The sequence below is a fragment of the Bradyrhizobium sp. Rc3b genome (genome assembly GCF_900114915.1).
GTDB lineage: Bacteria > Pseudomonadota > Alphaproteobacteria > Rhizobiales > Xanthobacteraceae > Bradyrhizobium.
Genome location: NZ_FOUS01000002.1, coordinates 486,210 through 513,016, shown reverse-complemented (window position 1 = coordinate 513,016; position 26,807 = coordinate 486,210). Strand labels below are relative to the sequence as shown.

Here is a 26,807-nt window from a genome sequence, read left to right as displayed (position 1 = left end):
GCCCGCCAATGGCGGGCGTCTCGAAGGATGGCCAAGGGCGAAGTGGCTTCCACTCCGCGCATCGCGTGTTCACGCCCTCTTGCCACCCCGCTTGGTGATGGGCGCGTGACGACGCGCGCGCTTGCCGCGCGCGATCTCGGTTGCCAGCGCGTCGAGCTTCGGCTCCCAGAAATTCCGGAACTGGCCGATCCACGCATCCACCGCGCGCAGCCCGGCGACGTCGACCGAATAGAGGCGCCTCTGCGCCTCCGCCCGAACCGTCGCAAAGCCGCTCTCGCGCAGCACCTTGAGGTGCTGCGAGACCGCCGCCTGGGTGATGCCGAACTCGGCGCCGATCGCTTCGACGATCTCACCCGACGCCATTTCGGTTTGGCCGAGCAGCTCGAGGATGCGGCGGCGCACCGGATCGGCGAGGACCTCGAAGATTTGCATCAGCTTCCTGCGCCGGGATGAGCGATGTCGGGCGGCATCTCGCCACGATAGAACGCGATGGTGCGATCGGAGCGCTGCTTCGCCTCGTCAGGGTCGACCCCGCTTGCGACATGCGCCGCGCGCCAAAACTCGCCGCTGCTCGTCATGAAGTCCTTGCCCTCGGGCGATGCCATCCACGCCTCGGCCGTCTCATGGTCGACCGATGCGCCGGTCGCAACATATCGCTCGAGTCCCGCGAGGGCGAGATCCCAACCGATCCCCACCGCGCCAGGGCCGAACTGATTCCAATGATCCTCGATGGTCGCAATGTGCTCAAGCGTCAAACGCGCCTGACCTCGTTCGGCCGCCAGCCTGACGTCGATCCAGCTCACCGCACCTGCAAATTCCCACGTCGCTGCAAAATGCGTCGGCGGCGTGCACGCCGTGATGGTGCCGCCGGCATTGCCCTTGAGCTGGTACCGTCCGCCGAGCTCGAGGTCGCCCTCCACTGCTAGGAACCAGCGCGGAATGCGTTCCGTGCTTGTCACAGCGTCCCAGAGATCGTCCACGCTAGTGTCATAGAGCCGCGTCAGTGTCACGACACTCGCGGGCTTGCCGTCTTTCTCGAAGTTGCGCACCGAGCGCGTGACAAGCCCCAACACCCTGGCGACGTCGATCTGCATGGCATTCCTCCCGATCATTGCGGTCGAGGATGAATACCGGCCTACGCTAATATAAGTCAACTCTTATATTTGTGAAGCTGCGTCGGCGGTGCGACGCCCCTACCCGCCCGCCATCAGCGCCTTCGCCAGCGCCATGTAGGCCGGCAGCGTGACGGGGTCGTTGGCGGCGTTGCCCGCGACCGGGTGTGAGGCGTAGCGCGCGATCACCATCTCGGCTTTGGGATCGACATAGATGCCCTGGCCGTAGACGCCGCGCGCCATGTAGGCGCCGTGCGCGTTGTGCGTAACCCACCATTGATTGCGGTAGGACGCGCCCGGCAGCGTGGGATAGCCGGCCGGCCTGAACTTTTCGGGATCGCCGCCGCGCGCGATGTCCTCGACCACTTGCGAGGGCATGATCTGGCGGCCGTTGAAGCGGCCGTGATTACGCATGATCTCGCCGAAGCGGGCGAGATCGCGCAAGGTCGTGGAGAGACCGCCGCCGCCGCTTTCGGTGCCGATGCGATCGACGTGATAATACGCATCCTCCTCCGCACCCATCGGCTGCCAGATCCGCTCAGACAACAGATCCGCCAGCGTCAGGCCGCTCGCGCGCCTGATGATCCACGCGAGCACGTCGGTATTGACGGTCTTGTAGGCAAAGGCCTTGCCGTGCTCGCCCTGCTTCTTCTGCGCGACGAGAAAGTCAAAGATCGTGGTCGCGCCTTCGTAATCCGGCGGGATCGGCGCCATGCCGTTGGCGCGCCGCAGGCCCCACACATCCGAATTCTCATCGGTATAGACCTCGGTGTAGAGCAGCCCCGTGGTCATATCCATGACCTCGTGCACGCGCGCATCGCCGAACGCACTTGTCTTCAGCTCCGGCACATAGTTGGTGACCGGGGCCTGCGGATCGAGCTTGCCCTCGCTGACGAGAATGCCGGCGAGCACGCCGGTGAGCGACTTGGTCACGGACATCCCGATATGCGGCTTGTGCGGCTTCAAGGCGCCGAAATAGCGCTCATAGATCAGCTTGCCCCGATGCAACACCGCGATGCCGTCGGTGTAGGTCTCCTCCAGCATCTTGTCGAAGGTCATGGGCCGGCCGTCCATCGTGGTCGAGGCGACCGCGCCGATGTCCTGCTCCGCACGCGGCAGAGGCGACGCAGGTCCCGCCCCGCGCCAGACATTCACGGTCGGCACGAGTTGGCGGATGTTGCTCCAGGCCCAGCGCAGTTCGGGGAAACTGCGAAAGGAGCCGTCCTGGAAGGTGATGAGGCGGTCGGGGGATGGCGGGAAGCCGCGCATCCAGCCGAGGGTTTCGGGGTCGGTGGTAGTGACGGATGGCGAAGATTCGGTGCGTGTAGTGGCGACGAACATAGAAACAATTCCGAGTAGCCGATTGGATGTCCTCATCAGAACAGAGCGGAGTAACGAACATTGGCACGAGACTCGAAAATCGAAGTTCGCCCTCCGAAGAACAATGCGGGCAAATTAAAGGACTTCTGTGCACGCCTGGTTCTGCACAAACTGCACCTCGGCTTCTTCCTCCTGGGTCAATATAGAGAGGTGCAGCGGCCGGCCAAACTGATCGACATCAACAGCACGGCGTATCGCGTCCGCAGCACTATCCGTCTCACATACAATGAGTAAATCTATGTCCAACGCGTCGTTCAAACTCTGCTGCGCGGATCCAAAAAGATACCAACGAGCGTCACCAACGTGCGCATTCGTCCTTCGGGCTAGGCCCCTTATCGCAGACATAAGCTCGTCGTTTGTCACGCCTTGTTAAGCCTTCCCATCAGATCGCCGAACTTAAATGCCTCAGCTTCCATCGATGCGGCGGCCTCTTTTGCGGCGGTCGTGATTGAGCCATAGCTACTGATCTTAACTGCAGCATCGAACCTCCCATAGGTCTCTCGCGCATTTCGAACATCCTCAGCAGACATATCATAAGCATCGACGAGAACTACGGTTATAGCCTTAAGACCACGATACCGATGAAGCTTGAAGACCCGATCATATAGGCGCTCTACAGCGCGGACAGCACCGTGCTGCTCGAAGGCTCTCTCGAAAAATTTGTACTCTCGGTGTCTATAAGAGCTAACGTCTTCGTCGCGGGCTGCGCGCCCTAATTCACCAAGCGTGCCGAAAGCTGCTGGTGCACCGTGAATAATCCCAATCGCAGGCCCCGACCAAATTACTTTAGATGGCACGTTCACAACAAACTGAGGCGACCGTACTCCGCCGAACAAGGGAGCAACATGATCCGGCAACACGACGCCCCGAATCCCAATCGCCGCCGCAGTAAACGGAGAGTGATCCTTGCGGACAATCTCAAGATACCCACCACCTACCGCGTTAACTGCCGTGAACTGCTGATCGTTCTGCAGCCTCTCCACAATCCATTTAGCGATGCCCTCGTCTCCGGCCACGCCTAATCCCTCAACAATTCGGCCATCTCTGCCGGAAACCGGGTTGCGCCCTCCTGATATCCGTGCAGGTGACGGGCTTGCAGATCATCAACATGCTGTCGAAACTTCTCGACTGTGTCAGCTTCGTCGCCCCCTAGCAGATGTCTATTTGCATCGACCTGAGCAAGCACCCTCATGTTATTTGGAATAATCTTCTCAAGAACTTTGCGCCTCCAGCGCTCAGCCGCACCACTTTCCGGATTCTGCGCTGCCTCGATTTGAGGGCCATACTCTTCAAAGATGTAATGGTTCTCGCGGAGGAGGCCTTCTATGGCAGCTCGCGCGTCAGCTCGTTTCGCGAATACCGTGACTCCGAATAACGAACGAAGCTTTTCCGCGTGGACTCTCTTCCAACCCGAAACGACCCGATCTGTATAGACCTCAGGGACCTTGTCAATTTTAGTGTGACAGAGTGAGCAGAGCAGGATTAAATTTTCAAAAGCACCTCGATCTTCAGCACTCAGCTCGGCGTTTGCCCGGGGACCAAAATCATTCGCAGCAAATACATGCGCCATTTCTGCGACGTGGAAGAACTTCTTGTCATACTCGACGAAGAGTTCGCGAGCGCATTCGGGGTTCTGACAATATCCGCCCGACGCGGCGAATAATCGTCGCTGCGTGTGTGCGTCAGGAGAAGCCGCGCCTCTCGAGCATGCCACTGTTAGTCCCCTACTCCCACTCAATCGTCCCGGGCGGTTTGCTCGTCACATCGTACACCACCCGGTTCACGCCCTTCACCTCGTTGATGATGCGCGTGGCGGTCTCCCCTAAGAACTTCATGTCGAACTGGTAGAAGTCCGCGGTCATGCCGTCGGTGGAGGTGACGGCGCGCAGGCCGACCACATAGTCATATGTGCGGCCGTCGCCCATGACGCCCACCGTCTTGACCGGGAGCAGCACGGCAAAGGCCTGCCAGATTTCGTCGTAGAGGCCGTGCTTGCGGATCTGGTCGATGTAGACGGCGTCGGCCTTGCGCAGGATGTCGAGCTTGTCGCGGGTGATGTCGCCGGGGCAGCGGATGGCGAGGCCCGGGCCCGGGAACGGGTGGCGGCCGACGAAGATTTCGGGCAGGCCGAGCTCGCGGCCGAGCTTGCGCACCTCGTCCTTGAACAGCTCGCGCAAGGGCTCGACGAGCTTCATGTTCATGCGCTCGGGCAGACCGCCGACATTGTGGTGCGACTTGATGGTGACTGAAGGTCCGCCGGTGAAGGAGACGCTCTCGATCACGTCGGGATAGAGCGTGCCTTGCGCGAGGAAGTCGGCGCCGCCGATCTTCTTGGCTTCCTGCTCGAACACCTCGATGAACAGGCGGCCGATGGTCTTGCGCTTGGTTTCGGGATCGGTGACGCCTTCGAGCTCGCCCAAGAATTGCTTCGAGGCGTCCACGTGCACGAGCGGGATGTTGTAGTGGTGGCGGAACAGGTCGACCACGGTCTTGGCTTCGTCGAGGCGGAGCAGGCCGTGATCGACGAAGACGCAGGTGAGCTGGTCGCCGATCGCCTCATGGATCAGCACGGCAGCGACCGCGGAATCGACGCCGCCGGAGAGGCCGCAGATCACCTTGCCCTTGCCGACCTGGGCGCGGATCTTGGCGATCTCCTCCTCGCGGAAGGCGCGCATGGTCCAGTCGCCGGTGAGCCCTGCGATCTTGCGTACGAAGTTGCGGATGAGTTTTGCGCCGTCGGGCGTGTGCACCACTTCGGGGTGGAACATCAGGCCGTAATATTTGCGCTTCTCGTCCTGGATGATCGCGAACGGCGCGTTCGGCGAGGTGCCGGCGACCGAGAAGCCCGGCGGCATCTTGGTGATGCGGTCGCCGTGGCTCATCCAGACCTGGTTCTTGCCGCCCGATGACCAGACGTCCTCGAACAGCTTGCTCGGCGCCTTCACCTCGACATCGGCGCGGCCGAATTCGCGGTGATGGCCACCCTCGACCTCGCCGCCGAGCTGGGCCGCCATGGTCATCTGGCCGTAGCAGATGCCCATCACGGGCACGCCGGAATCGAAGATCGCTTGCGGGGCGCGAGGCGAGCCGGCCTCGTGGACCGACTCGGGGCCGCCCGAGAGGATCACCGCCTTCGGCTTCATCTCATTGAAGGCGGCTTCGGCCTTGTTGAAAGGGACGATCTCGCAATAGACGCCGTCCTCGCGCACGCGACGCGCGATCAGCTGCGTCACCTGGCTGCCGAAGTCGACGATGAGAATCTTGTCGTGCGCCGAGGCCACCGAGGGCGTCGACGCGGAGCGGTCGTTCTGTGCTGCTGTCATGGCCAGCAGATACGCGACGCGCGGGCCAGCCGCAACCGCGGTGGCGGCGCGCCCACATGCTTCTTTGGGCATGGACAAATCGATATAGGTAAGTATTATTGACCTATTATGCCCACTCTCAAACATGGGCAGATCAGGGAGAACGCCATGCCACAGCATCATCAGCCATCAACGCTTGCCGCCCTCGGCCGGACCTGGGTCGAGGCCTGGAACGCGCGCGATCTCGAGCGCGTGCTCGCGCTCTATGACGAGGCCGCATTGATGACCTCGGACCGGATCCCCATGCTGGGCTTCGACGCGAGCGGCACCGTGCGCGGCAAGGACGCTTTGCGCGCCTATTGGGGGAAAGCGCTCGGGCTGGTGCCGGAGCTGCATTTTTCGCTGATCGAATTGTTCGTCAGCCCTGATAGCGTCGTGGTGTTCTACGCGAACGAGCGCGGCAAGAAGATCTGCGAATATCTGCGGGTGAATGACGCGGGCCTGATCGTGCAGGGCTCGGCGAACCATTTGCCCCACTAGCCCATCCTCGTCATTGCGAGCGCAGCTCTCGTAGGGTGGGCAAAGGCGCGCTTGCGCCGTGCCCACGATCTCTTTCAAGATCGCGAGATATGGTGGGAACGCATCCGCTTCGCTCCTCGAGCGGAAGCTTTGCGCACCCTACGAGACTGCCGGCTCTGAAACAGGACCTTCCCCATGAAACTCCCCGCCTCTCCCTTTACCGTCACCGACTGGAGCAAGGTCGAGGCGACCACGCATCCCGGCGAGACCGGGCAGGCGTTGTGGCGCACGCTCGATATCGGCGAGCTCCGGGTGCGGATGGTGGAGTATTCGCCGGGCTATTTGGCCGACCATTGGTGCGATCGCGGCCACGTGCTCTACGTGCTCAAGGGCGAGCTCGACAGCGAGCTGCGCGACGGGCGCAAATTCAAGCTCACCGCGGGGATGAGCTACCAGGTCTCGGACTACGGCGACGCCCCGCACCGGTCCTCGACCGCGACCGGGGCGACCCTTTTCATCGTGGACTGAGATCCGCCGGGCGGTTAATTTGCACCGCAAAATAGCAAAGTCGCGCGACGCGCCGGGTCACGGGTGGTGCCTTGAACTGGCCCCAAATTCTCGCTATATTGTGATCATCGATACTTGGCCGAACGACTGGGCCGCTTCGCTTCGTTGCTGACGGGCGCGCACGCTTCAGATGAATTCTCCAAACATCGACTCATCAGGGACTATGGGCGCAATGCTGCGTACCGGTCCGCGTGCGTACTCAATCTAACTAACTAAAGGAAATTCCCATGGCTATGGGCACCGTGAAGTGGTTCAACACCCAAAAGGGTTATGGTTTCATCCAGCCGGATGACGGCCAGAAGGACGTGTTCGTGCACATCAGCGCCGTCGAGCGCGCTGGCCTCTCTTCCCTCAACGAGGGTCAGAAGGTCTCGTTCGACATCGTCGCCGATCGTCGCAGCGGCAAGTCCTCGGCTGACAATCTCCGCGTCGGCTAACGCCCGCGCACCGTTCTGACCACGGACGTACCGGCAGAACGTCAAGTTAGAAAACCCCGCGACCGGGATCCGGTCTGCGGGGTTTTTGTTTTGGGGGGAACTGTGGCGCGGCAGATGCGGTGCCGTAGGGTGGGCAAAGCGAAGCGTGCCCACCATTTCAATCGCAACCACGGAGAGGTCGTGGGCACGGCGCTTTCGCGCCTTTGCCCACCCTACGAGACCTTTTTCAGGATCGAGACGAAGAACCCATCCGTCCCGGTCCGCCGCGGCGTCATCAGCAAGCCCTCGGGCGATTGCAGCGCGGCCTCGCCAAACGCCTCCGCCTTGTCCCACAGCACGCTCGCGGTCTGCTCGGGTGGCACGGGCGCGAACTCGGGGTGGCGCGCGACGAACGCCCTCACCTGTTCGCCGTTTTCTTCCGACAGCACCGAGCAGGTGATGTAGGCGATGCGGCCGCCCGGCTTCACCAGCGGCACCGCGCGCTCCAGCACCTCGGCCTGGTCGCGCAGGCGAATCTCCAGCGCGCCGGGACGCATGCGCCATTTGGCGTCGGGGTTACGCCGCCAGGTTCCGGTTCCCGTGCACGGCGCATCGATCACGACGAGGTCGGCGGTGCTGCGGATATCGGCCAGCGGATAGGCCTCGCCCTTGGGCGTGCGGACATCGGCATTGTGCACGCCCGCGCGCGACAGCCGTTCGTGGATCGGCGCGAGCTGGCGCTTGTCGCTGTCGGTCGCGATCAGCCGGCCCTTGCCCTGCATCAGGGCGGCGAGCGCCAGGGTCTTGCCGCCGGCGCCGGCGCAGAGGTCGATCACCTGCTCGCCGGGTTTTGCCGCGGTGAATTGGGCCGCAAGCTGCGAACCCTCATCCTGCACTTCAATCCCGCCCTTGATGAAATCCTCTTCGGCCTGGATCCCGGGGTTGCGCGCATCGGCCGAAAGCGCGATGCGCAGGCCGGTTGCCGACCAAGGCGTCGGTTTCGCATGAAGATGAGCAAGCGACTGCAGCACCTTGTCGCGATTGGATTTTAGCGTGTTGACGCGCAGGTCGAGCGGCGCCCGGCTCGCCATCGCGGCCGCCTCCGCGGCGCGGTCCTCGCCGAACACTTTGGCCAGGTGCGGATCCAGCCATTCGGGATAGTCGCCGGCGATCGCGGCCGGCGCGTCCTTCAGGGACCGCTGGCTGAGCGCCGCCTGCTCAGCCTCGGTCAGCGGCGCCGGCGCAAAGCGGCTGCCGTCGAACAAGGCGCCCATGGTGGCCGTGTCCATGTCGCGCTCGAGCCGGAGCATGCCGATCAGCCTGGCACGCGCGGTATCGGAATCCATCAGGAACGCGCTCGAGGCGTAGCGGCGCAGCACGTCCCAGACGAGGCCGGCGATGGCGGCGCGGTCGCCCGAGCCGGCAAAGCGGTGCGCGGTACCCCACTCCTTCAGCGCCTTGGCCGCGGGCACGCGGTCTTTCTCGATGGTGTCGATCAGTTCGATGGCTGCGGAGAGCCGGGCAGCGGGAGTCATTTGAATCTTTCAGATGGCATTGGCGGATGCGCCTAGATCAGCAACAGCATTTTCAGCGCGAAGTAGATCCACATCGCCAGCAGCACCAGCACGCCGGCGAGCCAGACCGTGGAGCGCCGGCCGAGATCGTTCGAGGAGACGAACACGCCGGCATGGACAAAGCGCGTCACCACGAACACCCAGGACATCAGCACGATGAAGAGATCGGCATGGCGCAGGGGCAGCGCCAGCGCGATCAGAACGTAGAGCAGGACCGGCAGCTCGAACTGGTTGCGGTAGCAATTGGCGATCTGCGTGGCGCCCTTCGGCCAGTTCGGCTCGCCGAGCGCAATGTCGCGGATCTTGGTCTCGCCGGAGACCAGCGTCTTGCGGCGCGCGAAAACCATGCCGATCAGCAGCGCGAAGGTGAGGCCGATCTGGACGAAGACCGGCAGCAAGACCATTTGAACGGACATCGGAACTTTCCCATCCGGCGGGCGGCGCCGGACCGTCCATTAGCTGCCGCTCCTCGTCCTGACAATCAACGAGTTGAACCGGCGTTCCCGCTCTCGCGACCAACCACCGATAGTTAAAGCGATTTCGGCCCCTTTTCGGGCCCAAGGCGAGATCGAGGCGAGATGGCGCCATGACCACCCTGTCCAGCCTTTGGAGCGAATCCGCCGACGGCCGGCTCGGTATCCTGATGTCGGCCCTCTCGGGTATCGCGATGGCGCTTGCGGTCGCGCTGGCGATGACGGTTTACTTTCGCCTGAGCTACCGAACCTGGCGCGATGTCGTCAGGCATGGCCTCGCCGCTCTGGCCGCGACGGCTTTGTTCGCCTTTGCCGCCTACGACATGCGCCACGCCGCGCTCGCCTATCTCGGTCTCAATCCGTCCAAGCCCGCCGTCGAGTTCGAAATCCGCATGCCCCGGGCGATGCTGACGGCGGTGACCGACAGCCAGATCGAGCTGCATACCGACCGCAACCAGACGCTGGCGCTGGTCGAGGGCGTGCGCGACCTCTCGGGCGGCCGCGCGCTGCTGCGCGGCGCGGTCGCGCTCAACCACCGCACCGCGGATCGCGTGCTGGTCGTGAACCTGCCCGGCAAGGGCATTTTCGAGTTCCGCCTCCGTCTGCCCGCCGAGCCGCATCGCTCCCAAGAGTTCGGCCCCTGGCACCTCGCCGACCGCATCGCCTCGCCGCTCGCCGACACCGTCGCGCCGCAGGACGCCTACACGATCCGCTACCGCGTGCTTTAAACTTTGTTCGTTGCGATCTATGCCCGCGCCGTCATCGTTCCGACGCGCGAGCACGGGTACGATGATCGCATGCCCGAATTTCGCCTGACGCAGATTTCCGACACCCATCTCGGCCGGCGCTTCCCCGGCCTGATCGCCAACTTCCAGGCGATCAGCGAGCATATCGACGGCAACCGGCCCGACCTCGTGATCAACACCGGCGATGTCGCCTTCGACGGGCCGACCGGCCGCGACGATGTCGTCTTCGCAAAAGACCTGCACGACGCCCTGCCCGTCGCCTGCCGCTACCTCCCCGGCAATCACGACATCGGCGATAATCCGACCGCGGTCGGCCCGGCGCCGAAGCCGCCGGTCACGGAAGCGCATCGCCGGCAATTCTGTGACCTGATCGGCGAAGACCATTGGGCGTTCGAGGCTGGAGGCTGGCGCTTCATTGGCCTCAACTCGCTGGTGATGAACTCCGGGCTCGCCTTCGAGGCCGAGCAGTTCGACTGGCTGTCGCAGGAGATATCTCGCACGAAGGGCAGACCGGTCGCGCTGTTCCTGCACAAGCCGCTATTTCTCAACCTGCCTGACGATCCCGAAACGCCGGAGACCGCGATCCGCTACGTGCCGCAGCCGGCCCGGGCCCGGCTGATCGAGATGCTCGGGACGATCGATCTGCGCCTCATCGCCAGTGGCCACGTGCACCAGCGGCGCGACTTCACCTATTGCCATACCCGCCATGTCTGGGCGCCGTCGGCCGGCTTCGTCATCAACGATCAGCGCCAGGACCGGATCGCGATCAAGGAGGTCGGGCTGGTGGAATACCGCTTCCGGCCCGACAGTTTTGAAGTCCGCCACGTCAGGGCCGCGGGCCAGGTCGATGTCGACATCGAGGAGTTGCTCGCCCAGATGGGCGGCGAGCATTAAGGCGCGCCGATCGGCTCAGGCGACGCTCTTGAGGTCCTGCTGGATCGCGGCGAGCAAGGATTGCAGCGCCTCGCTGTTCACCGGCTTGGCCGCGAGATCATTGGCAGGCGGCTGCCTGACAGGCTGCGCGGCCTTGACCGGGCGCTTCGGGAACGGCGGGGGCGGCGCCGGCATCGAGGGGCGAGCAAGATCGCCCTCCTCGTCGACATGGACGAACTTGCCATGGATGACGTCGTCGTGGCGGCCCATGACGAACATGGCCAGCCAATAGCCGGCAGCAAGCAGGATAACGCAGAAAACACTGATCTCTAACATCGCAGCACCTAAAATATGCCCGATGATTCAATGCCTTCGCGATCCCGTCAATGAACAGCCGGTCACACCTGCGGCTTTTGCGGGCAGGTGTGACCATTTGGTGACTCTTTCTTAACTATCCCCACGAGGCCTGTGGCTCTGTAACCACGTGAGTCCAAGTCTCTGTCGCGCTAGGCCTTGTCCGGCCCGACGCGGACCAGCTGCTTGCCGAAATTGGCGCCCTTCAAGAGGCCCATGAAGGCGCCGGGCGCGCTGTCCAGGCCTTCGGTGACGAACTCCTTGTACTTGACCTTGCCGTCGCGGACCCATCCCGACATGTCGCGCAGGAAGTCGCCATGGCGGGAGGCGAAGTCGGAGACGATGAAGCCGCGGAAGGTCAGCCGCTTGGTCAGCGTCGCGCGCATCATGCTGGCCGCCCATTTCGGCGCCTTGGCTTCGGTGTCGTTGTAGTGCGCGATCAGGCCGCAAACCGGCACGCGCGCGAACGGATTGAGCAACGGGAACACCGCCTCGAACACGGCGCCGCCGACATTCTCGAAATAGACGTCGATCCCTTTGGGGCAGGCGAATTTTAGCTTGGCCGGAAAATCAGTTTCGCGATGATCGAGACACTCATCGAAGCCGAGCTCCTTCACCACGTAGGCGCACTTGTCCTTGCCTCCGGCGATGCCGACCGCGCGTGCGCCCTTGATCTTGGCGATCTGCCCCACCGCCGAGCCGACCGCACCGGAGGCGCCGGCAACGACGACGGTCTCGCCTGCTTGCGGCTTGCCGATGTCGAGGAGGCCCGTATACGCCGTCATGCCGGGCATGCCGAGCACGCCGATCGAGGTCGAGATCGGACCGAGCTTCGGATCGACCTTGATCAGGCCCTTGCCGTTCGAGATCGCGTGAGACTGCCAACCGGTTCGTGCACGGACGATGTCGCCCTTGGCGAAATCCGGATTGTCGGAGACCGCGACCTCGCTAACCGCCTCGCCTTCCATCACGCCGCCAACCGGCACCGGCGCGGCATAAGACGGACCATCACTCATGCGCCCGCGCATATAGGGATCGAGCGACAGCCAGATCGTGCGCAGCAGGACCTCGCCTGCCGCAGGCGTCGGGACCGCGAATTCCTCCAGGCGAAAATCAGATGCTTTGGGTTCGCCGACGGGACGCGCGGCGAGAACGATGCGCTTGGCTTGGGACATGGCTTCCTCCGATTGTTTTTCGACATGAACGGAAGCGGAGGGAGCGAGGCGCGTCAATACAAAAGCGGCGGAGCCACACACTCGCTTTCATCGCCCGACTTGATCGGGCGATCCAGTATTCCAGAGACGGTCGTAATTGAGCCGAGAAGCCGCGGCGTACTGGATGCCCCGGTCAAGCCGGGGCATGACACCGTCGTTGAGGCAAGCGCGTCGAAACTCACGCGCTCGCGAGATCGGAGCGAGACTAACCTCCGCCCGGATAGTTCGGGCTCTCGCGCGTAATGGTGACGTCGTGGACGTGGCTTTCGCGCAGGCCTGCACCGGTGATGCGGACGAACTGGGCCTTGTCGTGCAGTTCCTTCATGTCGCGTGCGCCGACATAGCCCATCGCGGCGCGCAAGCCGCCGGCGAGCTGGTGCATGACGTTGCCGACAGGGCCCTTGTAGGGCACCTGGCCCTCGATGCCTTCGGGGACGAGCTTGAGCGTATCCTTGATGTCCTGCTGGAAGTAGCGATCGGCCGAGCCGCGCGCCATCGCGCCGACCGAGCCCATGCCGCGATAGGCCTTGTAGGAACGGCCCTGCCACAGGAACACTTCGCCTGGTGTCTCGTCGGTGCCGGCGAGCAGCGAGCCGACCATCGCGATGTCGGCGCCGGCGGCGAGCGCCTTGGCGAGGTCGCCGGAGAACTTGATGCCGCCGTCGGCGATGACGGGGATGTCGGCCTTCTTTGCAGCTTCCACCGCATCCATGATCGCGGTGAGCTGGGGCACGCCGACGCCGGCGACGATGCGCGTGGTGCAGATCGAGCCCGGGCCAATGCCGACCTTGATGCAGTCCGCGCCCGCGTCGATCAAAGCCTGCGTGCCCTCGGTGGTGGCGACGTTGCCCGCGACGACCTGCACGGAGTTGGACAGTCGCTTGATGCGGTTGACGGCGTGCAGCACGTGACGGGAATGGCCGTGCGCGGTATCGACGACGACGAGATCGACGCCAGCATCGATCAGCCGCTCGGTGCGCTCGAAGCCGGTGTCGCCGACCGTGGTGGCGGCGGCAACACGCAGGCGCCCCTGCGCATCCTTGCAGGCGAGCGGATGGGCGACCGCCTTCTCCATGTCCTTGACGGTGATGAGGCCGACGCAGCGATATTGCTCGTCGACCACGAGCAGCTTCTCGATGCGATGCTGATGCAGCATCCGCCGCGCCTCGTCCTGGCTGACATTCTCGCGCACCGTGACGAGGCCTTCATGCGTCATCAGCTCGGAGACTTTTTGCCGGCGGTCGGTGGCAAAGCGCACGTCGCGGTTGGTGAGGATGCCGACCAGCTTGCCCGGCGTATTCTTGCCGGCGCCGGTGACGACGGGAATGCCGGAGATGCCGTGATCGCTCATCAGCTTGAGCGCGTCGTCGAGCGTGGCCTCGGGGCTGATGGTGAGCGGGTTCACCACCATGCCCGACTCGTAGCGCTTGACCTGCCGCACCTGGGCGGCCTGCCCTTCGGGGTCGAAATTGCGGTGGATGACGCCGAGGCCGCCGGCCTGCGCCATGGCGATCGCCATGCGGGCCTCGGTGACGGTGTCCATGGCCGAGGCCATGATCGGGATGTTGAGCGGAATGGCGCGGGTGACGCGCGAGCGGATGTCGACCTCGCCCGGCATGACGTCCGACAGGCCCGGCTTCAGCAACACGTCGTCGAACGTAAAGGCTTCGCGGATGCCCTGAAGTTGCACCGTGGCCATTTGCCAACTCCTTCCTGCGGCCTTGCCGCAAATGCTAATGGATGAGCGCCGCCCTCGGCGTACCTTGCGGCATCGCCTTGAGAATCGGAGCCCATCGGTGGGGTTGACGCGGGTCGATAGCACGGCCGCGTGACGAATCAAAGCAATTCGGACCGCTGGCCAGCCATGCACAGGCTTTTTTGGCCGATTCAGCCGAGCGGTAGCCCACCCTCCCACTGTCATTCCCCGGGCGCGACGAAGTCGCGAACCCGGAATCCATCGCGCAGCGGGCCCTGCGGCCGAATGGATTCCGGGTTCGCGCCGAGGGGCGCGCCCCGGAATGACGGTGGCGGAGGGTCACACCGTTGTTACGCGGGACTTAGGTGCTATGCGTCGATCCGCAATGGTCGGGGACCAGTGGCGGTGATAAGCCGCAACTCCACCCCTCTTCCGATTTTCATTACCAATCCGTCATGGTCGACAAGCAACGCATCATTCCGCTGATCGTGGCCACCGCGCTTTTCATGGAGAACATGGACTCGACGGTGATCGCCACCTCGCTGCCGGCGATAGCGGCCGACATCGGCACCAGCCCGCTGACGCTGAAGCTCGCGATCACATCCTATCTGCTGTCGCTCGCGGTGTTCATCCCGGCGAGCGGATGGACCGCCGACCGGTTCGGCGCGCGAATGGTGTTTGCGATCGCGGTCGGCGTGTTCATGGTGGGCTCGGTGGGCTGCGCGCTCTCCTCCTCGGTCACCGATTTCGTGTTCGCGCGCATCCTGCAAGGCATGGGCGGCGCGATGATGACACCGGTCGGGCGCCTCGTGCTGCTGCGGTCAGTGGACAAGAGCGCTCTGGTCAACGCCATGGCGTGGGTAACGGTCCCTGCCCTCATAGGTCCTGTGATCGGACCACCGCTCGGCGGCTTCATCACCACCTACGCGTCGTGGCACTGGATCTTCCTGATCAACATTCCGATCGGGCTGCTCGGCATCTTCATGGCGCTGAAGTTCATCGACCCGATCAAGAGCGAGGAACGCGAGCCGTTCGACCTCTACGGCATGGTGCTGGCGGGCATTGGCCTTGCCGGCATCGCCTTCGGCCTGTCGGTTGCCGGTCTCAACCTGCTGCCGTGGAGCACCGTCGCCGCACTGATCGCGGGCGGCGCGATCTCGATGACGCTCTACGCCATTCACGCCCGGCGCACGGGCTCGCCGGTGCTCGATTTCTCGCTCCTGAAGCTGCCGACGCTGCGCGCGGCCGTGTTCGGCGGCTTCCTGTTCCGGCTCGGCATCGGCGCGCTGCCGTTCCTGCTGCCGCTCCTGATGCAGATCGGCTTCGGCCTGTCGCCGTTCCATTCCGGCCTCGTCACCTTCGCCTCCTCGCTCGGCGCCATGGGCATGAAGACGCTTGCCGCGCGCATCATCCGCACCTTCGGCTTTCGCAACCTGATGACGGTGAACGCGATCGTCAGCGCGTTCTTCCTCGCCGTCTGCGCGCTGTTCACGGTGACGACGCCGCTGCTGATCATCATGGTCATCCTGGTCATCGGCGGCTTCTTCCGCTCGCTCGAATTCACCGCGATCAACACCGTCGCCTATGCCGACGTCGAGACCGCGCAGATGAGCCGCGCCACCACCCTCGTCAGCGTCAACCAGCAGCTCGCCGTCTCCGCCGGCGTCGCCGTCGGCGCGGCCTGCGTGGAAACGACGATGTGGTTCAACCATGTCAGCGAAATCGACGCCACCGTGTTCGCCCCCGCCTTCCTCGTGGTCGCGCTGACCTCGGCGGCATCGAGCTGGTTCTTCTGGCAGATGCCCGTCGACGCCGGCCACGAGATCTCCGGCCGCAAGGCGGTTGAGATCGCAAGCCGCAAGGGCGCCGGCAAGGGTGCGGAGAAGGCGGCGGTCAAGGCGGCGAGCGAGGATACGCAGGACGTGCGGGATCAGCGGCTTGGATAATCAGAGGCTCGCGATGTCATGCACAGCATCGTGACTTCAAACTGCGCCCGCGCGTCAGCATTCGCCGCGGCGGCGAGAACAGCGCGGACGCCAGGTTCAGAAGCCGGAGAACAAACCTCTACCGGACATTCCCGATATACTTCATTCCCACATAAGGACCGGATAAGGCAAAGTCCGGTTGCGACGGAGGAGTGTTGAAACGGTTTGCGGCAGGATTGGCGTAGCTTCCGGTCTGCAATCCCTGAGGCTGAACCCTTGGCGTATTGGGGTTGGGCAATGTGCGGGACGTCACGCCGGTCCCGACGTTGGGCCTCTGTACATTCTGGGCATTTGCCAAGGCGGGCATCAGGACGGTGCCGAGTACAAGCGTCGCAGCTACGCGGGAAAGCGTTCCGATATGCATTGTGGCTATCCTCAAAATATTCGACCTAAAGTGGAGCACACCCCTCGAGGCCGATCAAGGGCTTGGGGCCGTGCTCCAGACGCGATGGCTGCTCAATTCCACGTGTAGCGGAGGCCGGCTTGAACTCCCGTGGTCTGGGTCGGGCTGTATCCTGCGAGCGGCTTGCTGGGACCGCTGGCCGGTCCGATCGCGTGCACCTCGATATAGGAGGTGAAACTCGGGCTCCAGACAACGGCAATCTTGCCGGACCCGCGATAGCCGATTGCACTTGTGGGAATGATTGGCCCAACAACTCCGAGCGCGCTCGAGTCGGTGATCTGATAGGCGAACAAGGAGACGGATGGCTGAACCGTATAATCCATCCATCTCATTTGGGTACCGAACCGGGCCCCGCCGTGCACCTCCGTCGTATCGGAAATTTTGGTCCCGAAGTTCTCCGAGTAGCCTTCGGAGTAGGTCATTCCGATCCCGGGCTCGATGAACACCGAAAAGGGAAAATCAAACCGGTATTGCACGTTTCCGGTGAAGCCGAGCGAGTTGCCCTCAATGACCGCTGGGGCGAATCCGGAGCCTGACAGCGTGCTTCTAGTCCAGCCGACGAAGCTGGTCAGATCGGCGGAAAGGCCTCCCCTCAGATATGCGACCGTGACCGAGGTCGAAGGTGCGGTGGTGTCGACCGTCAACAGACCGCCCTGGTGGGACCAGGAGCCACCCCCCGTCCCGATGAACGTAAGCGCGTCGTCACCGGCGAAAATCCCGATCTTCGTCACATCGAATGCTCCGGTGACTGACGAGGTGTCGGTCACGATGCCAGCGGTCATGGAGCGGTCTACGCCGCCGATCAAATTGCCGCTGTAGAGCCAGCCTGAAGCGACAGCAGGGACCGCGCCCGGCGCTTTCGCGTAAGCAAGAGCCCGGAAGGGATCATCGACACCACGGGCAGCGAACGGATCACGGTTGTCGAAATCCGATCCGCCTACACCGAACGCGAGTCTGCCGGAGGACGGCAGAACAATGTCTCGCCGGCGCAACTGGTCACGAACGTTCTGCAGAATGTTCTGCACTACGTTGTTGTTGATTTCCTGATAGATGCTGATGCCGCCGGACTGCGCTGCGGCCGGCTGCGCCACCATCAGTGTGAAAGCTGCTGCCGCAACGCTCGAAAATGCTCGAAACTTCATTTTGGCCTCACCCCGGGAATCCCGCGATGAAACTAGCCGAACAATGCGTTGCAGCACTAGTGCAAAACGGGACGTTGCAACCCGCTACAACCCGCCCCGAAATCCCGTCGCCAGCACGTAGCGTTCCGAGGAATCCTGCCGGCTCGCCGCCGGCTTGACATGGCGCACCGTCGCGAAATCGCGCTTGAGCTGGGCGAGCAGATCGGCGTCGGCGCCGCTCTGGAACGTCTTGGCCAGAAACGCGCCGCCGGGCTTGAGCACGTCGCAGGCAAACGCGGCCGCCGTCTCGACCAGGCCGACGATGCGGAGCTGGTCGGTCTTGCGGTGGCCGGTGGTGTTGGCGGCCATGTCGGACATCACGAAATCGGCGCCGCCGCCCAGCATCGCGGTCAGCTTGTCTGGCGCATCGTTGGCCATGAAGTCGAGCTGCGCGAAATCCACGCCGGGAATCTCGGGCATTTCCAACAGGTCGATGGCGACGACCTTGCCTTTGCCCTCTACCGATCCGACGCGCTTGGCCGCGATCTGGCTCCAGCCGCCGGGCGCCGCGCCAAGGTCGACCACGGCCATGCCGGGTTTCAAGAGCCGGAATTTGTCGTCGATCTCCAGAAGCTTGAACGCGGCGCGCGAGCGATAGCCCACCGCCTTGGCCTTCACGACATAGGGATCGTTGAGCTGACGCTCCAGCCACAGCTTCGACGACAATTTGCGCTTGCCGCCGGTCTTGACCTGGACGTGCAAGCGGCCGGTGGTGTCCTTGGCCATCTCACCAGCTCCTGAGCGCGCCGTCCTCGCGCATCATCTCGACCAGCATGCCCTCGCGCAGGCCCCGGTCGGCAACGCGCAGGCGCGGCAGCGGAAAGGCGCGCCTGATAGCATCGAGGATGGCGCAGCCGGCGAGCACGAGATCGGCGCGCTCGACGCTGATGCAGCTGTTGCCGGCGCGCTCCTCGTAGCTCATGCCGAGCAGTTTGTTGATGGTCGCGGTGATGTCGGAATCGTTCATCCAGATGCTGTCGATGCGGCGGCGGTCATAGCGCGCGAGATTGAGATGGATGCCGGCGAGCGTCGTCACAGTGCCTGACGTGCCGAGCAGATGCATGTCGGCGAGATCGCCGCCGTGGACTTCGGCGAACGGCGCAACGTGGTTCGCGACCTCCTGCTCCATCGCGGCGTAGATCTCCGGCGTCACGTCGCGGCCGCCGAACTGCTCGGCGAGCGTGACCACACCGTACGGGATCGACATCCAGGCCTTGATCCGCGGCTCCGGATTGTCCGCGTCGCGCTCGATCCGCACCAGCTCGGTCGAGCCGCCACCGATGTCAAACAGGATCGCGCCGCGTCCCCGCGGATCGACCAGCGGCGAGCAGCCGAGCACGGCGAGCGCGGCCTCGGTCTCGCGGTCGATCACTTCGAGCTCGATGCCAGTTTCGGCCGCGACGCGGCTGCGGAACCCCTCCGCATTCGACGCGGCTCGGCAGGCTTCGGTCGCGATCAGCCGCAACCGGCGCGCTTTGCGCAAATTGATCTTGTCACGGCAGATGCTGAGCGCGGCGATGGCACGCTCGATCGCGGCCTCGCTGATACAGCCGGTCGCCGAGACCCCCTCCCCGAGCCGGATGATGCGCGAGAAGGAATCGACGACGCGAAAGCCGTCCTGGGTCGGACAGGCGATCAGCAGCCTGCAATTGTTGGTGCCGAGGTCCAGCGCCGCATAGACGCCGGTTCCCGACGCCTGCGCGCCGACAGCCGGTTCGGTGGCCAACGCCACCGCCGCCATCGACCCCTCCAGCTCACCGTGCGGCGCATGGCCGTCGCGGAGCCGCGTGTGGTCATTCATACAAACTGTCTTTCCGCGGCCGGTCGGGCCGGTCTGGAATTGATTTTTCGCCTGAAACATTAGCAGCGCAGCCGGCCTGCGCAACAACGCATCACATGGGACCATGCCCATTCGTGCGTTGTCGTGAACGGGGTGGTGGGTTATCTCAAGGGGATCCGGTGCCCCGCTGCCGCGAAAATGCGCAAATGCCGGCTTTTCAGGTCAATTCCATGCAAGAACACACCAAATCGTCCACGCTCGAAAACGCTATTGCACTGCAAAAATATGGCGTCGGGCAGCCCGTCCGCCGCAAGGAGGACGACACGCTGGTGCGCGGCAAGGGCCGCTATACCGACGATTTCAACCTACCCGGCCAGGCCTATGCCGTGGTCATCCGTTCCACCCACGCCCATGGCACCATCCGCGGCATCGGCATTGATGCCGCCAAGGCGATGCCGGGCGTGCTCGGCGTGTGGACCGGCAGGGATCTCGATGCCGCGGGCTATGGCCCCTTCACCTGCGGCCTGCCGCTGAAGAGCCGCGACGGCTCGCCTTTGCTCCAGACCAACCGTCAGCCACTGGCGACCGACAAGGTCCGCTTCGTCGGCGATCCCGTCGCCTTCGTCGTGGCCGAGACGCTGGCGCAGGCGCGCGACGCCGCCGAGGCGGTCGAGCTCGATATCGAGCCGCTGCCGGCTGTGACCGACCCTGAAGAAGCTGCCAAGCCCGGCGCGCCGCAGCTCTATGAGCACATTCCCCACAACGTGGCGCTCGACTACCATTATGGCGACATGGACAAGGTCAACGCGGCCTTCGCCAGCGCCGCCCATGTCACCAGGATGGACATCGAGAACACCCGCGTCGCCGTGGTCTCGATGGAGCCGCGCGTCGGCCTTGCCTCCTACGACAAGACAACCGAGCGCTACACGCTTCAGGTGCCGACGCAGGGCGTCGCCGGCAACCGCGCCAACCTCGCCAAGAACCTGAAAGTGCCGAACGAGAAGGTGCGCATCCTCACCGCCAATGTCGGCGGCTCCTTCGGCATGAAGAACATCAACTATCCCGAGTACATGTGCATCCTGTACGCGGCGAAAGTGCTGGGCCGCCCGGTGAAATGGCTCGACGAGCGCTCGACTGCCTTCCTCTCCGACAGCCATGGACGTGCGCAAAAGATCCATGCCGAGCTCGCGCTCGACGCCGAGGGGCATTTCCTCGCGGCCAAGCTGTCCGGCTACGGCAATCTCGGCGCCTACATCACCGGCGTCGCGCCGGGGCCGCTCTCGCTCAACACCGGCAAGAATTTTTCCAGCGTCTACCGCACGCCGCTGATGGCCGTCGACATCAAGGTGGTGCTGACCAACACCACGCTGATGGGCGCCTATCGCGGCGCCGGCCGGCCGGAGGCGAACTACTACATGGAGCGGTTGATCGATCGCGCCGCCGACGAGATGGGCGTCAACCGGCTGACCTTGCGCAAGCGCAACTTCATCAAGCCGAACCAGATCCCGTTCGCGGCCTCCTCCGGAGTCACCTATGACAGCGGCGACTTCCCGGCCGTGTTCAACAAGGCGCTCGAGATCTCCGACCACGAGAATTTCGCCAAGCGCAAGAAAGAGAGCAAGAAGGCCGGCAAGCTGCGCGGCATCGCGGTCGGCTCCTATCTCGAGGTCACCGCGCCGCCGAGCCCTGAGCTCGGCAAGATCGTGTTCGACGCTGACGGCTCCGTGCAGCTCATCACCGGCACGCTCGATTACGGCCAGGGCCATGCCACGCCATTCGCGCAGGTGCTCAGCGAGCAGCTCGGCGTTCCCTTCGAGAGCATCAAGCTGGTGCAGGGCGACAGCGACATCGTCCACACCGGCAACGGAACCGGCGGCTCGCGCTCGATCACGGCAACCGGCCAGGCCATCGCGGGGGCTGCCAAGCTCGTCATCGAGAAAGGCAAGCGCGCAGCGGCGCATATGCTGGAGGCGTCCGAAGCTGACATCGAATTCGAAGGCGGCAGCTTCACCATCGCCGGCACCGACCGCAGCATCGACATCATGGAGCTCGCCAAGAAGCTGCACGACGGCAAGACGCCGGAAGGCGTGCCCGATAGCCTCGACGTCGATCACACCAGCGAACCGGTCGCCTCGGCGTTTCCGAACGGCTGTCACGTCGCCGAGGTCGAGATCGATCCTGAGACTGGCGTGGTGCAGATCGTGCGCTACAGCGCGGTCAACGATTTCGGCACGGTGATCAACCCGCTGCTGGTCGCAGGCCAGCTCCATGGCGGCGTCGTCCAGGGCATCGGGCAAGCCCTGATGGAGCACATCCGCTACGACGAGAGCGGCCAGCCGATCACGGGCTCGCTGATGGACTACGCCCTGCCGCGCGCCGAGGACGTTCCCAACATGACGGTCGGCGATCACCCGGTGCCGGCCACGACCAATCCGCTCGGCAGCAAGGGCTGCGGCGAAGCGGGATGCGCCGGCAGCCTGTCGACGGTGGTGAACGCGGTGCTCGACGCGCTCTCGGATTACGGCGTGAAGCACATCGACATGCCGCTGACCCCGGAGCGCGTGTGGCGGGCAATCCAGGATGGTAAGGCGAAGGCGGCGTAGTCGTCGTTCACCTCTCCCCGCTTGCGGGGAGAGGTCGAAGCCGGAGCGCAGCAAGGCTTCGGGTGAGGGGGACTCTCCGCGAGTCCAACTTTCATCGTCCTTGCGGAGACTCCCCCTCACCCGCCGCGCGTTCCGTGCGTCGGCCTCTCCCCGCAAGCGGGGCGAGGCGAAGACCCTACACCGCCTGCTCGCGCGGCTGGTAGATCGCAATGTGCTGGCAGTGGGCGAGCGGCGTGGTGCCGTTGGCGACGACGAGCGCGTCGAGCTCGACGAAGCGGTGGCCCTTCTTCTCGTAATTGGCCGTGACCTTCGCCCGCGCGGTGATCTCGTCGCCGGTGCGTACCGCCGACAGCAATTGCATGCGGCTGCCGACATGGATCCACGGGCCGAGAATGGTGTTGTCGACCAGCACGCGGTTCATGACGCGCTGGATCAGGCCGGGATGGCCGAGTCCTTCGCGCGCAAAGATCGGATCGGTTTCCCTGATGTCGGCGAGATAGTCAGCCGCATCCTGCCCGGCCCAGCGCCGGGGCGTCGTGCCCAGCCATTTGCCCATCTCGAACGTCGCGGGACTGACCGGCTTGCGCTCGGCCACCACGGGCATCGCGACATAGTCGCTCGGCGACACCACAGGCGCGGCCGCCGGCAGCGAGGCCGTGCCTGTCGCGCAGAGCTCGGTACGGCTGAACACCTCGATCGTCAGCAAGCCGTTGTGCTCGGTCGCATCGACATCGGCGGTCTCGCCGTCATAGACCGGCTTGATGAAGCGGGCCTCGACCAGCCCGCGGGACAGGAAATCGCGGCCCCAGCGCGCCACCGGCACGTGCATCATGTAGGCGAAGACATCGACGCCCGGGACCAGCCCGCCGGAAAAGCCGAAGCGGCGCGCCACCGTGTCGTCATGCATCTTGTTTTCGGATTGCTTGGCGGTGTTGTAGGCCTCGACGCGCCAGGTTTCGAGCCGGTTCGGCATGGGGTCATCTTCCCTGTTCTTGTTGTTTCGGGCGGATCGTAGGCCCCAGGGAACACCGGTCAATCCCCTCGCCTTTGCAGCCCGAATGGGGTACCACGCGGCGAATGACTGACACCCCCACCCGCATCTATGTCGACGCCGACGCCTGCCCGGTAAAGGACGAAATCTATCGCGTCGCGCTCCGGCACGGCGTGCCGGTGAGCGTGGTCGCCGGCAATTTCATCCGCGTGCCGCACGATCCGCTGATCGAGCGCATCGCCGCAGGCGCCGGCATGGACGCCGCCGACGACTGGATCGTCGAACGCGTCAAGCCCGGCGACGTCGTCGTGACCTCCGACATTCCGCTGGCGAGCCGCTGCGTCAAGGCTGGCGCCGACGTGATCGCGCCGAACGGCAAGCCGTTCACGGAGGAGTCGATCGGGATGACGCTGGCGGTGCGCAATCTGATGACGGATCTGCGCTCGGCCGGCGAAGTCACCGGCGGCCCGCGCTCGTTCTCGCCGCGCGACCGCTCCGCCTTCCTCTCGGCGCTCGACCAGACGCTGCGCCGGATCCAGCGCCGCCGCGCCGATCAGGCCGCGACGAGCCAGAATTTGAGTCAGGGCTGACATGGCGCCGCCGCTGATCCAACTGAAAGACATCAGGCTGACCTTTGGCGGCACGCCGCTGTTGTCGGGCGTCGAGCTCAATGTCGCGCCATCCGAGCGCGTCTGCCTGATCGGTCGCAACGGCTCGGGCAAGTCGACGCTGCTGAAGATCGCGGCCGGCCTGGTGGAGCCCGACGGCGGCGCGCGCTTCGTGCAGCCCGGCGCCACCGTGCGTTACCTGCCGCAGGAGCCCGACTTCGGCGAGCACAAGACCACGCTGGCCTATGTCGAGTCCGGTCTCGCCCCCGGCGACGACCAGCACCAGGCGCGCTACCTGCTGGAGCAGCTCGGACTCACCGGTGACGAGAAACCGCACAATCTCTCCGGCGGCGAGGCCCGCCGCGCGGCGCTGGCCTATGTGCTGGCGCCCTCGCCGGACATTTTGCTGCTGGACGAGCCGACCAACCATCTCGATCTCGCCACCATCGAATGGCTGGAGCAGGAGCTCGACTCCAGGCGCGGCGCACTGGTGATCATCAGCCACGACCGCCGCTTCCTCACCAATCTCTCGCGCGCCACCGCGTGGCTCGACCGCGGCAAGATCAAGCAGATCGACCGCGGCTTTGCCTCGTTCGAGAGCTGGCGCGACGAGGTGCTGGCGGAAGAAGAGCGCGACCAGCACAAGCTCGACCGCAAGATCGTCGACGAAGAGCACTGGCTGCGCCACGGCGTCTCCGGCCGGCGCAAGCGCAACGTCAAGCGCCTCGCCAATCTGCACACGCTGCGCGACCAGCGCCGCAACTACCGCGGCACGGCCGGCACCGCCAGCCTCGCGGCGGCCGAAGCGGAGCAGTCGGGCAAGCTGGTGATCGAGGCCAAGGGCATCACCAAGGCCTATGGCGAGCGCAAGATCGTCGAGAATTTCTCGACCCGCATCCAGCGCGGCGACCGGCTCGGCATCATCGGCCCCAATGGCGCGGGCAAGACCACGCTGGTCAATCTGCTCACCGGCGGCGCAGAGCCGGATTCCGGAATGGTGCGCCTCGGGGCCAATTTGGAGATAGCGACGCTCGATCAGCACCGCGAAAGCCTCGATCCCAAATCGACGCTGGCCGAAGCACTGACCGGCGGTCGTGGCGACCAGATCATGGTCGGCGGCAAGCCGAAGCACGTCGTCGGCTACATGAAGGACTTTCTGTTCGCGCAGGAGCAGCGCGGCACGCCGGTGGAAGTGCTCTCGGGCGGTGAGCGCGGTCGGCTGATGCTGGCGCGCGCGCTGGCAAAACCCTCGAACCTGCTGGTGCTGGACGAGCCGACCAACGACCTCGATCTCGAAACCCTCGACGTCCTCGAGGACATGCTCGGCGATTACGAGGGCACCGTCATCCTGATCAGCCATGACCGCGACTTCCTCGACCGCGTCGTCACCTCGGTGATCGCGCCTGAGGGCAACGGCAAGTGGACCGAATATGCCGGTGGCTACAGCGACATGCTGACCCAGCGCGGTGCGGATCTGAAGCGCGAGACGACGAAGGCCCAGCCGGTTGCGGAGAAGCGGGAGGAGCGCGCCGCTGCTCCCGCCTCCGCACCGAAACGCAAGCTGAGCTTTAACGAGAAACACGCGCTGGAAACGCTGCCGAAGAAAATGGAAACGCTGCAGGCCGATATTGCAAAACTGCAGCGCGTGCTCGACGATCCCAATCTCTATGCGAAAGATCGCAAGAAATTCGACGACACCTCCGCCGCTATCGCCAAGGCGCACGATGAACTGTCTGCCGCTGAAGAGCGCTGGCTCGAACTTGAAATGCTTCGGGAAGAAATAGAGCAGGCCTAGCGCGCATTCCGCAAAAGTGGGCACCAGTTTTGCGATCAGAATGCGCGCCAACTAAGAGACGACTCTCATGACAACTCCCCTCGCTGCAAAAATCGCCCGCGAATACGGCACACCCTGCGCCGTCATCGACATGGACAGGGTCGAGCGCAACATCGCGCGGATCCAGAAAGCCTGCGACGAGGCCGGTGTCGCCAACCGTCCGCACATCAAGACCCACAAGAACCCGACCATCGCCAAGATGCAGGTTGCGGCCGGCGCCAAAGGCATCACCTGCCAGAAGCTCGGCGAAGCCGAGATCATGGCCAACGCCGGCATCGACGACATCCTGATCAGCTACAACCTCCTCGGCGAAGAGAAGATGGCGCGGCTCGGCGCGCTGCAGGCGAAGGCCAACATGACGGTGGCCGCCGACAATTCGACCGTCGTCGCCGGCCTGCCCAAGGCTGCTGCGGCGTCGGGCCGTCCGCTCTCGGTCGTGGTCGAATGCGATACGGGGCGCAAGCGCGCCGGCGTCGAGACCCCGGCGGAGGCGATCGCGCTGGCGCGCGAGATCGCCGCATCCAAGGGGCTGCGGTTCGCCGGCTTCATGCTGTATCCGACCGAGACCGGCTGGGCGGACGCGCAGAAATTCTACGACGAGGCGCTGGTCGGCGTGCGCGCGCACGGGCTGGACGCAAAAATCGTCTCGACCGGCGGCACGCCGAACCTGAAGAATATCGGCAAGCTCAAGGGCGGTACCGAGCATCGCTTCGGCACCTACATCTACAACGACCGCATGCAGGTCGCGGCGGGCTCCGCGACCTGGGACGACTGCGCGCTGCACATCTATTCGACCGTGGTGAGCCGCGCCGCGCCCGAGCGCGGCATCCTCGATGCCGGCTCGAAGACGCTCACCACTGATACCGGCGGTCTCGACGGACACGGCCTGATCCTGGAGCATCCCGAAGCCAAGATCGCGCGCTTCGCCGAGGAGCACGGCTTCCTCGATCTCTCCCGCAGCAACACGCGGCCCAATGTCGGCGACGTCGTCCGCATCGTGCCGAACCATGTCTGCGTCGTCGTCAACATGATGGACGAAGTGGTGATGGTACGTGGCGAGGAGATCATCGGCACACTGCCGGTGGCGGCGCGGGGCAAGCTGCGGTAGGCGAGCACCGTAGGGTGGGCAAAGCGAAGCGTGCCCACGACCTCTCGTCGTAACTGCGAAAGATCATGGGCACGGCGCTTCGCGCCTT

At 64.3% G+C, this 26,807-nt stretch carries 25 protein-coding genes; 10 read left to right on the top strand and 15 right to left on the bottom strand.

Annotation, left to right across the window (positions count from 1 at the left end; all coding sequences use genetic code 11):
* Window positions 1–69: 69 nt before the first annotated feature.
* The 6 genes from BM190_RS05925 to guaA all read right to left on the bottom strand — a co-directional run bounded on the left by BM190_RS05925 (window position 70) and on the right by guaA (window position 5,815).
* Window positions 70–432 carry an ArsR/SmtB family transcription factor gene (locus tag BM190_RS05925; RefSeq protein WP_092252723.1) on the bottom strand — a complete coding sequence of 121 codons (363 nt, stop codon included), beginning with the start codon at window positions 430–432 and terminating at the stop codon, window positions 70–72.
* Window positions 432–1,094, bottom strand: a complete 663-nt coding sequence (locus BM190_RS05920; RefSeq protein ID WP_092252721.1) for an SRPBCC family protein — start codon at window positions 1,092–1,094, stop codon at window positions 432–434. Before BM190_RS05920 ends, BM190_RS05925 begins: the two co-directional genes overlap by 1 nt.
* 99 nt (window positions 1,095–1,193) lie before the next feature.
* Window positions 1,194–2,453 (bottom strand): serine hydrolase domain-containing protein, encoded by a 1,260-nt coding sequence (locus BM190_RS05915; protein WP_092252719.1) that lies wholly within the window; start codon window positions 2,451–2,453, stop codon window positions 1,194–1,196.
* Between the two features lie 398 nt (window positions 2,454–2,851).
* Window positions 2,852–3,508, bottom strand: a complete 657-nt coding sequence (locus BM190_RS05905) for a hypothetical protein (protein ID WP_092252715.1) — start codon at window positions 3,506–3,508, stop codon at window positions 2,852–2,854.
* 2 nt (window positions 3,509–3,510) lie between these two features.
* A complete protein-coding gene (locus BM190_RS05900) occupies window positions 3,511–4,206 on the bottom strand; it encodes a hypothetical protein (RefSeq protein ID WP_092252713.1) in 696 nt (231 codons plus the stop codon).
* 10 nt (window positions 4,207–4,216) lie between these two features.
* A complete protein-coding gene (gene guaA / locus BM190_RS05895; RefSeq protein ID WP_092253065.1) occupies window positions 4,217–5,815 on the bottom strand; it encodes a glutamine-hydrolyzing GMP synthase in 1,599 nt (532 codons plus the stop codon).
* 147 nt (window positions 5,816–5,962) lie between these two features.
* Here guaA and BM190_RS05890 point away from each other — a divergent pair, with 147 nt between their 5' ends.
* The 3 genes from BM190_RS05890 to BM190_RS05880 all read left to right on the top strand — a co-directional run bounded on the left by BM190_RS05890 (window position 5,963) and on the right by BM190_RS05880 (window position 7,317).
* Window positions 5,963–6,334, top strand: a complete 372-nt coding sequence (locus BM190_RS05890) for a nuclear transport factor 2 family protein (protein ID WP_092252711.1) — start codon at window positions 5,963–5,965, stop codon at window positions 6,332–6,334.
* A 174-nt stretch (window positions 6,335–6,508) separates the two neighbouring features.
* Entirely contained in the window at window positions 6,509–6,841 is a 333-nt protein-coding gene (locus tag BM190_RS05885; RefSeq protein ID WP_092252709.1) for a DHCW motif cupin fold protein, read from the top strand.
* A gap of 266 nt (window positions 6,842–7,107) precedes the next feature.
* Window positions 7,108–7,317: a cold-shock protein gene (locus BM190_RS05880; RefSeq protein ID WP_008141931.1), complete on the top strand. Its 210-nt coding sequence runs from the start codon at window positions 7,108–7,110 to the stop codon at window positions 7,315–7,317.
* Window positions 7,318–7,529: 212 nt separating this feature from the next.
* On the opposite strand, the gene BM190_RS05875 is transcribed toward BM190_RS05880, so the two are convergent.
* Together BM190_RS05875 and BM190_RS05870 are read right to left on the bottom strand one after the other, a co-directional pair.
* Window positions 7,530–8,831, bottom strand: coding sequence for an RsmB/NOP family class I SAM-dependent RNA methyltransferase (locus tag BM190_RS05875; protein ID WP_092252707.1), 1,302 nt, complete (start codon window positions 8,829–8,831; stop codon window positions 7,530–7,532).
* Window positions 8,832–8,863: 32 nt separating this feature from the next.
* A complete protein-coding gene (locus BM190_RS05870) occupies window positions 8,864–9,286 on the bottom strand; it encodes an MAPEG family protein (RefSeq protein WP_092252705.1) in 423 nt (140 codons plus the stop codon).
* A 170-nt stretch (window positions 9,287–9,456) separates the two neighbouring features.
* On the opposite strand from BM190_RS05870, the gene BM190_RS40290 reads away from it, so the two are divergent.
* Both BM190_RS40290 and BM190_RS05860 read left to right on the top strand, forming a co-directional pair.
* The gene (locus BM190_RS40290) at window positions 9,457–10,071 is read left to right on the top strand and encodes an acriflavin resistance protein (protein WP_177236928.1); all 615 of its coding nucleotides are present in this window, start codon (window positions 9,457–9,459) and stop codon (window positions 10,069–10,071) included.
* 69 nt (window positions 10,072–10,140) lie between these two features.
* Window positions 10,141–10,983 (top strand): metallophosphoesterase family protein, encoded by an 843-nt coding sequence (locus BM190_RS05860; protein WP_092252703.1) that lies wholly within the window; start codon window positions 10,141–10,143, stop codon window positions 10,981–10,983.
* 15 nt (window positions 10,984–10,998) lie between these two features.
* On the opposite strand, the gene BM190_RS05855 is transcribed toward BM190_RS05860, so the two are convergent.
* The 3 genes from BM190_RS05855 to guaB form a co-directional block, all read right to left on the bottom strand.
* Window positions 10,999–11,298 (bottom strand): hypothetical protein, encoded by a 300-nt coding sequence (locus BM190_RS05855; protein ID WP_092252700.1) that lies wholly within the window; start codon window positions 11,296–11,298, stop codon window positions 10,999–11,001.
* A gap of 170 nt (window positions 11,299–11,468) precedes the next feature.
* Entirely contained in the window at window positions 11,469–12,491 is a 1,023-nt protein-coding gene (gene curA, locus BM190_RS05850) for an NADPH-dependent curcumin/dihydrocurcumin reductase (RefSeq protein ID WP_092252698.1), read from the bottom strand.
* A 244-nt stretch (window positions 12,492–12,735) separates the two neighbouring features.
* Complete coding sequence (gene guaB, locus BM190_RS05845) at window positions 12,736–14,229, bottom strand: IMP dehydrogenase (RefSeq protein WP_018317668.1); 1,494 nt, start codon at window positions 14,227–14,229, stop codon at window positions 12,736–12,738.
* 452 nt (window positions 14,230–14,681) lie between these two features.
* On the opposite strand from guaB, the gene BM190_RS05840 reads away from it, so the two are divergent.
* Window positions 14,682–16,172: an MFS transporter gene (locus tag BM190_RS05840; protein WP_092252696.1), complete on the top strand. Its 1,491-nt coding sequence runs from the start codon at window positions 14,682–14,684 to the stop codon at window positions 16,170–16,172.
* Between the two features lie 495 nt (window positions 16,173–16,667).
* On the opposite strand, the gene BM190_RS05835 is transcribed toward BM190_RS05840, so the two are convergent.
* The 3 genes from BM190_RS05835 to BM190_RS05825 all read right to left on the bottom strand — a co-directional run bounded on the left by BM190_RS05835 (window position 16,668) and on the right by BM190_RS05825 (window position 19,596).
* Window positions 16,668–17,756, bottom strand: coding sequence for a hypothetical protein (locus tag BM190_RS05835; protein WP_143109016.1), 1,089 nt, complete (start codon window positions 17,754–17,756; stop codon window positions 16,668–16,670).
* 84 nt (window positions 17,757–17,840) lie between these two features.
* Window positions 17,841–18,521 (bottom strand): RlmE family RNA methyltransferase, encoded by a 681-nt coding sequence (locus BM190_RS05830; RefSeq protein ID WP_092252692.1) that lies wholly within the window; start codon window positions 18,519–18,521, stop codon window positions 17,841–17,843.
* A 1-nt stretch (window position 18,522) separates the two neighbouring features.
* Entirely contained in the window at window positions 18,523–19,596 is a 1,074-nt protein-coding gene (locus BM190_RS05825) for a Ppx/GppA phosphatase family protein (RefSeq protein WP_018317671.1), read from the bottom strand.
* A 209-nt stretch (window positions 19,597–19,805) separates the two neighbouring features.
* Between BM190_RS05825 and BM190_RS05820 the strand changes: the two genes are divergently transcribed.
* Window positions 19,806–22,178 (top strand): xanthine dehydrogenase family protein molybdopterin-binding subunit, encoded by a 2,373-nt coding sequence (locus BM190_RS05820; RefSeq protein ID WP_092253063.1) that lies wholly within the window; start codon window positions 19,806–19,808, stop codon window positions 22,176–22,178.
* Window positions 22,179–22,353: 175 nt separating this feature from the next.
* Here the strand turns inward: BM190_RS05820 and BM190_RS05815 are convergent, their stop codons facing one another.
* Window positions 22,354–23,151, bottom strand: coding sequence for a hotdog family protein (locus BM190_RS05815; protein ID WP_092252690.1), 798 nt, complete (start codon window positions 23,149–23,151; stop codon window positions 22,354–22,356).
* A gap of 104 nt (window positions 23,152–23,255) precedes the next feature.
* On the opposite strand from BM190_RS05815, the gene BM190_RS05810 reads away from it, so the two are divergent.
* The 3 genes from BM190_RS05810 (at window position 23,256) to BM190_RS05800 (ending at window position 26,719) form a co-directional block, all read left to right on the top strand.
* Window positions 23,256–23,759: a YaiI/YqxD family protein gene (locus tag BM190_RS05810; protein ID WP_092252688.1), complete on the top strand. Its 504-nt coding sequence runs from the start codon at window positions 23,256–23,258 to the stop codon at window positions 23,757–23,759.
* Between the two features lies 1 nt (window position 23,760).
* Entirely contained in the window at window positions 23,761–25,572 is a 1,812-nt protein-coding gene (locus BM190_RS05805; protein WP_092252686.1) for an ABC-F family ATP-binding cassette domain-containing protein, read from the top strand.
* 67 nt (window positions 25,573–25,639) lie between these two features.
* Window positions 25,640–26,719: a D-TA family PLP-dependent enzyme gene (locus tag BM190_RS05800; protein WP_092252684.1), complete on the top strand. Its 1,080-nt coding sequence runs from the start codon at window positions 25,640–25,642 to the stop codon at window positions 26,717–26,719.
* The last annotated feature ends 88 nt before the right edge of the window (window positions 26,720–26,807 follow it).

Excerpts from the sequence above, each read along its gene's own strand:
- BM190_RS05925 (WP_092252723.1), bottom strand. The coding sequence starts at position 432 with ATGCAAATCTTCGAGGTCCTCGCCGATCCGGTGCGCCGCCGCATCCTC.
- BM190_RS05920 (WP_092252721.1), bottom strand. The coding sequence starts at position 1,094 with ATGCAGATCGACGTCGCCAGGGTGTTGGGGCTTGTCACGCGCTCGGTG.
- BM190_RS05915 (WP_092252719.1), bottom strand. The coding sequence starts at position 2,453 with ATGTTCGTCGCCACTACACGCACCGAATCTTCGCCATCCGTCACTACC.
- guaA (WP_092253065.1), bottom strand. The coding sequence starts at position 5,815 with ATGACAGCAGCACAGAACGACCGCTCCGCGTCGACGCCCTCGGTGGCC.
- BM190_RS05890 (WP_092252711.1), top strand. The coding sequence starts at position 5,963 with ATGCCACAGCATCATCAGCCATCAACGCTTGCCGCCCTCGGCCGGACC.
- BM190_RS05885 (WP_092252709.1), top strand. The coding sequence starts at position 6,509 with ATGAAACTCCCCGCCTCTCCCTTTACCGTCACCGACTGGAGCAAGGTC.
- BM190_RS05880 (WP_008141931.1), top strand. The coding sequence starts at position 7,108 with ATGGCTATGGGCACCGTGAAGTGGTTCAACACCCAAAAGGGTTATGGT.
- BM190_RS05875 (WP_092252707.1), bottom strand. The coding sequence starts at position 8,831 with ATGACTCCCGCTGCCCGGCTCTCCGCAGCCATCGAACTGATCGACACC.
- BM190_RS05870 (WP_092252705.1), bottom strand. The coding sequence starts at position 9,286 with ATGTCCGTTCAAATGGTCTTGCTGCCGGTCTTCGTCCAGATCGGCCTC.
- BM190_RS40290 (WP_177236928.1), top strand. The coding sequence starts at position 9,457 with ATGACCACCCTGTCCAGCCTTTGGAGCGAATCCGCCGACGGCCGGCTC.
- BM190_RS05860 (WP_092252703.1), top strand. The coding sequence starts at position 10,141 with ATGCCCGAATTTCGCCTGACGCAGATTTCCGACACCCATCTCGGCCGG.
- BM190_RS05855 (WP_092252700.1), bottom strand. The coding sequence starts at position 11,298 with ATGTTAGAGATCAGTGTTTTCTGCGTTATCCTGCTTGCTGCCGGCTAT.
- curA (WP_092252698.1), bottom strand. The coding sequence starts at position 12,491 with ATGTCCCAAGCCAAGCGCATCGTTCTCGCCGCGCGTCCCGTCGGCGAA.
- guaB (WP_018317668.1), bottom strand. The coding sequence starts at position 14,229 with ATGGCCACGGTGCAACTTCAGGGCATCCGCGAAGCCTTTACGTTCGAC.
- BM190_RS05840 (WP_092252696.1), top strand. The coding sequence starts at position 14,682 with ATGGTCGACAAGCAACGCATCATTCCGCTGATCGTGGCCACCGCGCTT.
- BM190_RS05835 (WP_143109016.1), bottom strand. The coding sequence starts at position 17,756 with ATGAAGTTTCGAGCATTTTCGAGCGTTGCGGCAGCAGCTTTCACACTG.
- BM190_RS05830 (WP_092252692.1), bottom strand. The coding sequence starts at position 18,521 with ATGGCCAAGGACACCACCGGCCGCTTGCACGTCCAGGTCAAGACCGGC.
- BM190_RS05825 (WP_018317671.1), bottom strand. The coding sequence starts at position 19,596 with ATGAATGACCACACGCGGCTCCGCGACGGCCATGCGCCGCACGGTGAG.
- BM190_RS05820 (WP_092253063.1), top strand. The coding sequence starts at position 19,806 with ATGCAAGAACACACCAAATCGTCCACGCTCGAAAACGCTATTGCACTG.
- BM190_RS05815 (WP_092252690.1), bottom strand. The coding sequence starts at position 23,151 with ATGCCGAACCGGCTCGAAACCTGGCGCGTCGAGGCCTACAACACCGCC.
- BM190_RS05810 (WP_092252688.1), top strand. The coding sequence starts at position 23,256 with ATGACTGACACCCCCACCCGCATCTATGTCGACGCCGACGCCTGCCCG.
- BM190_RS05805 (WP_092252686.1), top strand. The coding sequence starts at position 23,761 with ATGGCGCCGCCGCTGATCCAACTGAAAGACATCAGGCTGACCTTTGGC.
- BM190_RS05800 (WP_092252684.1), top strand. The coding sequence starts at position 25,640 with ATGACAACTCCCCTCGCTGCAAAAATCGCCCGCGAATACGGCACACCC.